At 69.1% G+C, this 4,365-nt stretch carries 4 protein-coding genes; all 4 read right to left on the bottom strand.

Annotated elements, in window-relative coordinates; genetic code table 11:
- Positions 1-73: 73 nt before the first annotated feature.
- The 4 genes from purF to folC are packed head-to-tail and all read right to left on the bottom strand — an operon-like array spanning position 74 to position 4,285.
- Positions 74-1,600, bottom strand: a complete 1,527-nt coding sequence (gene purF, locus AC2H6A_RS18230; RefSeq protein ID WP_484275140.1) for an amidophosphoribosyltransferase — start codon at positions 1,598-1,600, stop codon at positions 74-76.
- Between the two features lie 12 nt (positions 1,601-1,612).
- Positions 1,613-2,095, bottom strand: coding sequence for a CvpA family protein (locus AC2H6A_RS18225; protein ID WP_484275139.1), 483 nt, complete (start codon positions 2,093-2,095; stop codon positions 1,613-1,615).
- A gap of 21 nt (positions 2,096-2,116) precedes the next feature.
- Positions 2,117-2,983 (bottom strand): SPOR domain-containing protein, encoded by an 867-nt coding sequence (locus AC2H6A_RS18220; RefSeq protein WP_484275138.1) that lies wholly within the window; start codon positions 2,981-2,983, stop codon positions 2,117-2,119.
- 18 nt (positions 2,984-3,001) lie between these two features.
- Entirely contained in the window at positions 3,002-4,285 is a 1,284-nt protein-coding gene (gene folC / locus AC2H6A_RS18215; RefSeq protein WP_484275137.1) for a bifunctional tetrahydrofolate synthase/dihydrofolate synthase, read from the bottom strand.
- Positions 4,286-4,365 lie beyond the last annotated feature (80 nt).

The following is a 4,365-nucleotide window of genomic DNA, read 5'->3' as shown; positions in this document are numbered from 1 at the left end:
ACACGCTTTCCAGGCGTGCGACTTAAACCACTCATCCATCCCTCCGGGGCCGCGGAGTATACCAAAGCCCCGATCAGTCTCCGGCGACCGAGAAGTGCAGGTTCATCTGCGCCTTGCCGCCCTCCTCTTCCTGCCCGCGCGGCGCGGCGTCGCGAGCCGCCTCGATGCGATCGAGGTAGGCCGGGGTGATGTCGCCGGTGACATAGCGGGCGTCGAAACAGGAGGCCTCGAAGCGGGACAGGGCCGGGTTGACATCGGAGATGGAGCGCTTGAGCGCTTCGATGTCCTGGTAGACCAGCGCGTCGGCACCGATCGCCAGGCGGATCTCATCGTCGCTGCGGCCGCTGGCGATGAGCTCGCCGCGGGTGGGCATGTCGATGCCGTAGACATTGGGAAAGCGCACCGGCGGCGAAGCCGAGGCGAAATAGACCTTGTTCGCCCCCGAGTCGCGGGCCATCTGCACGATCTCGTGCGAGGTGGTGCCACGCACGATCGAGTCATCGACCAGCAGCACATTGCGGCCCTTGAACTCCACGCTCATCGCATTGAGCTTCTGGCGCACCGACTTCCGGCGCACGGCCTGCCCCGGCATGATGAAGGTGCGGCCCACATAGCGGTTCTTGAGGAAGCCCTCGCGATAGTCGAGGTTGAGCCGGCGGGCGAGTTGCATCGCCGACGGCCGGGAGGTGTCGGGGATGGGCATGACCACATCAATGTCCCCCAGCCGCAGCTCGCGCGCGATGCGCTCGGCAAGGTACTCGCCCATCTTCAGGCGCGTGGCATAGATGGAGGCGCCATCGATCACCGAGTCGGGCCGCGCGAAGTACACATACTCGAAGATGCACGGCGAGAGCAGCGCCTGCTCGGCGCACTGGCGGGCATGGAAGCTGCCATCGAGGTGGATGAACACGGCTTCACCGGGATGGATGTCGCGCACCATCCGGAAGCCGAGCCCCTCGAGCGCCACCGACTCGGAGGCCACGAGGTACTCGGTGCCGTTGTCGGTCTCGGCCACGCCGTAGCACAGCGGCCGGATGCCGTAGGGATCGCGAAAGGCGAGCACACCGTAGCCGGCGATCTCGGCCACACAGGCATAGGCGCCACGCACCCGGCGCTGCACCTCGGCCACCGCCCGGAAGATGTCCTCGGGCTCCAGGCGCGAACCCACCGCCACCGCCTGCAGCTCATTGGCGAGCACATTGAGCAGCACCTCGGAATCCGACTCGGTGTTGATGTGACGGCGGTCGCGCCGGAACATCTCGTCCTTGAGCTGCTCCGAGTTGGTGAGATTGCCGTTGTGCGCCAGCGTGATGCCGAAAGGGGCATTCACATAAAAGGGCTGGGCTTCCTCGGAGTCATTGGCCGAGCCGGCGGTGGGATAGCGCACATGCCCGATGCCGGAGTTGCCGGGCAGCGAGCGCATGTTCCGGGTGCGAAAGACATCGCGCACCTGGCCGTTGCCCTTGTGCATGCTGAACTTCTTGCCTGAAGCGGTGGCGATCCCCGCCGCATCCTGGCCGCGGTGCTGCAGCAGCAGAAGGCCGTCGTAGAGCAGCTGGTTGACCGGGCCGCGGGAGACCACGCCGAGAATGCCGCACATGCGCGCTCGCTTTCAGTTCCGACGCGAGCCAGACAGCGGCTCGGGAAGATGGGGTTCGACGGCCTGCAGCAGGGCATCGAGCACAGGCCGGGACAGCGCCTGGCGCCAGCCGGGCGCCTGATGCATGCCAAGCATACCTGCGATGCCCACGGCGGCGATCACCAGAATCACCGCGCGGGCCATGCCCCAGAGGGCACCGGCCATGCGGTCCATGGAGTCGGGACCCTTGCCCTTGCCACGGCGGGCCAGCGCGAGCCCCGTCAGCCGGGAGATGAGCAGCAGGGTGACGAACACGATCAGCCAGACCAGCACCTCGCGGGCCAGCATGCCGGTGGCGGCGGCCAGCCCGGGGGCGAGCAGCGGCGTACCCGCCAGCGCGATCATCCAGGCGGTGAGGCCTGCCAGCGTGCGCGACAGGCCCATGACCATGCCCGCCGCCACCGAGACGCCGAAGGCAAGCAGCAGGAACCAGTCCCAGACCGAGAGCGCAGGCATCGCGACGACGCCCTTCCGGCCTCAGGGCGCGATCAGCGTGACATCGATCCCGGCTGCACGCAGCTTGCCGCGCACCGGATCGGCGGCGTCGCGCGAGGGATACGGCCCCAGCCGCACGCGGATGCGCTCGCCCTGGGGTGTCTTGATGCGTTCGGTGAAGGCGGTGTGGCCGAGCTTGCGGATGCGTTCGACCTGATCGGAGGCGGCCTTCTCGCTTGCGAACGCACCCACCTGGAGGTAGTGCCCCGATCCCCGCGCGGCCGTGGGCGGGTCGGACCTGGGGGCCTTGCCCGGGGAGGATTCGGCCTTGGCGGGGGGCGTCTCGCCCTTGGGCGCTCCGGCTGCCGGCTTGCCGCTGCCCGAATCGGCCTTGGCCACCGGCGGCTCGACCTTGCGCGCCGCGGGCTCGGGTCGCAGGGCCGGAGCGTCGGGCGACTCTGCCTTGCCGGCGGGTGCGTCTGGCTTGGCGGTGGGTGCGTCGGCCTTGCCGGCCGACACATCGGCCTTGCCTGACGCAGGGTCGGCGCGACCGGATGCAGCATCTGCGCGATCGGGCGGCGCATCGGCGGGCGGCGTGGTGGAGTCGGGCCCGGCGGTGGCCGCGCCCGCCCCGGCACGCTCATCGGTGGCGGCGCGCGACGGCTCTGCCGCCGGAGCCGGGTCAGTCGCAGCCCGCTCGGGAAGACGGACATCGCGTGCCGGAATGCGCACCTGGATGTCATCGCGACCGGGTCGCCTGGGCTCGGCGTCGAAGAACACCGACAGAATCACCACCGCCGTTAGCGACAGGGCGATCGCGCCGATCAGGCGACGCCTGGCCTGCTGCTTCTGACCCTGTGCCGGATCAGGATTGGGGGCTGGGGAATCGGGCTGGGCTCGCGAGACCAAGGCGTGGGATCCGGGGCTTCAGGTGGAGCCGCCTGGCGCGCGGCGACTGGCGAGAATGTCGGCCACCGTGAGGAACGAACCGAAGACGATGATTCTATCACCCTCGTCGGCCTGGGCCAGCGCGTGCGCAAGCGCTGCGCGTGGTGCGTCAAAGGCGCGAACGTCACGCTGCGGTCCGGGCTCGATGCCCAGGGTCGCCAGGCCGGCCACCAGCTCGGATGCCGTGGCTGCGCGTGGTCCGGGCAGGCTGCTCGGCAGCCAGTGGTCGACCCGATCGCGAAGATGGCCGACGATGCCGGCAAGATCCTTGTCGCGCATCACGCCGAACACCGCCCAGGTGACCGGGAAGAACCCCATGTTGTCGAGGTTCTGCGAAAGGTGAGCTGCCGCATGCGGATTGTGGGCGACATCAAGTACCACCGCGGGCCGGCCTGCGAGCACCTGGAAGCGCCCCGGCAACTCGACGGTGGCGAGTCCCTGGCGCACCGCCTGCTGGCTCACCGGCAGCCGATCACGCAGCACCTCGAGCGCAGCCAGTACCCCGGAGGCATTGAGCAGCTGGTTGGCCCCGCGCAGCGCCGGATACGCCAGACCGGCGCGTCGCTGACTGCGCCCTCCCCAGGCCCATTGCTGGCGGTCACCGGCATAGTTGAAGTCGCGGCCGAAGAGGCGCAGGTCTGCGCCGATGGCCTGCGCGTGGGCGATCAACGATGCCGGCGGCATGGGATCGGCGCAGATGGCCGGCCGACCCGCCCGATAGATATGCGCCTTCTCGTGGGCAATGAGCTCGCGGGTCTCGCCGAGATACTCGGCGTGGTCGATATCGATGCAGGTGACGATCGCGCAGTCGGCATCGATCAGATTGACGCCGTCGAGGCGGCCGCCAAGCCCCACTTCGAGGATCACCACATCGGGCTCACAGGCCTGGAACCAGCGCAGGATGGCCAGCAGCGTGAACTCGAAGTAGGTGAGCAGGGTCTGGCCGCGTGCAGCCTCGACGTCGGCCATGTGCCGCACGAGGGGCGCGTCATCGGCGGGCGCCCCCTGAAAACGGGCGCGCTCGTTGAAGTCGATCAGGTGCGGGGAGGTGTGCAGCGCCACGCGATAGCCCGCCGACAGCAGGATGGACTCGAGCATGGCGCAGGTGGACCCCTTGCCATTGGTGCCGCCCACGGTGATCACCGGACACTCGAAGCGGATATCGAGCCGGGCGGCGACCTCGCGGATGCGGTCGAGGCCCATCGCGATGCCCTTCGGATGAAGGCGTTCGGCGTGGGATAGCCAGTCGGCAAGCGTCTGCATGGGCAACAGGAGGGCTGCCGCCGGTCCGCGACGGCGGCCCGGCGTGCGGCTCAGGCCAGCGACTCGCTGGGCTGGCGCAG

Source organism: Quisquiliibacterium sp. (genome assembly GCF_982640115.1).
The sequence above is the reverse complement of the archived record's forward strand: the minus strand, read 5'-3'. Positions and strand labels throughout refer to the sequence as shown.

What these genes read in the sequence shown, in the direction of transcription:
- folC (WP_484275137.1), bottom strand. Translation starts at nt 4,285, where the DNA reads ATGCAGACGCTTGCCGACTGGCTATCCCACGCCGAACGCCTTCATCCG.
- purF (WP_484275140.1), bottom strand. Translation starts at nt 1,600, where the DNA reads ATGTGCGGCATTCTCGGCGTGGTCTCCCGCGGCCCGGTCAACCAGCTG.
- AC2H6A_RS18225 (WP_484275139.1), bottom strand. Translation starts at nt 2,095, where the DNA reads ATGCCTGCGCTCTCGGTCTGGGACTGGTTCCTGCTGCTTGCCTTCGGC.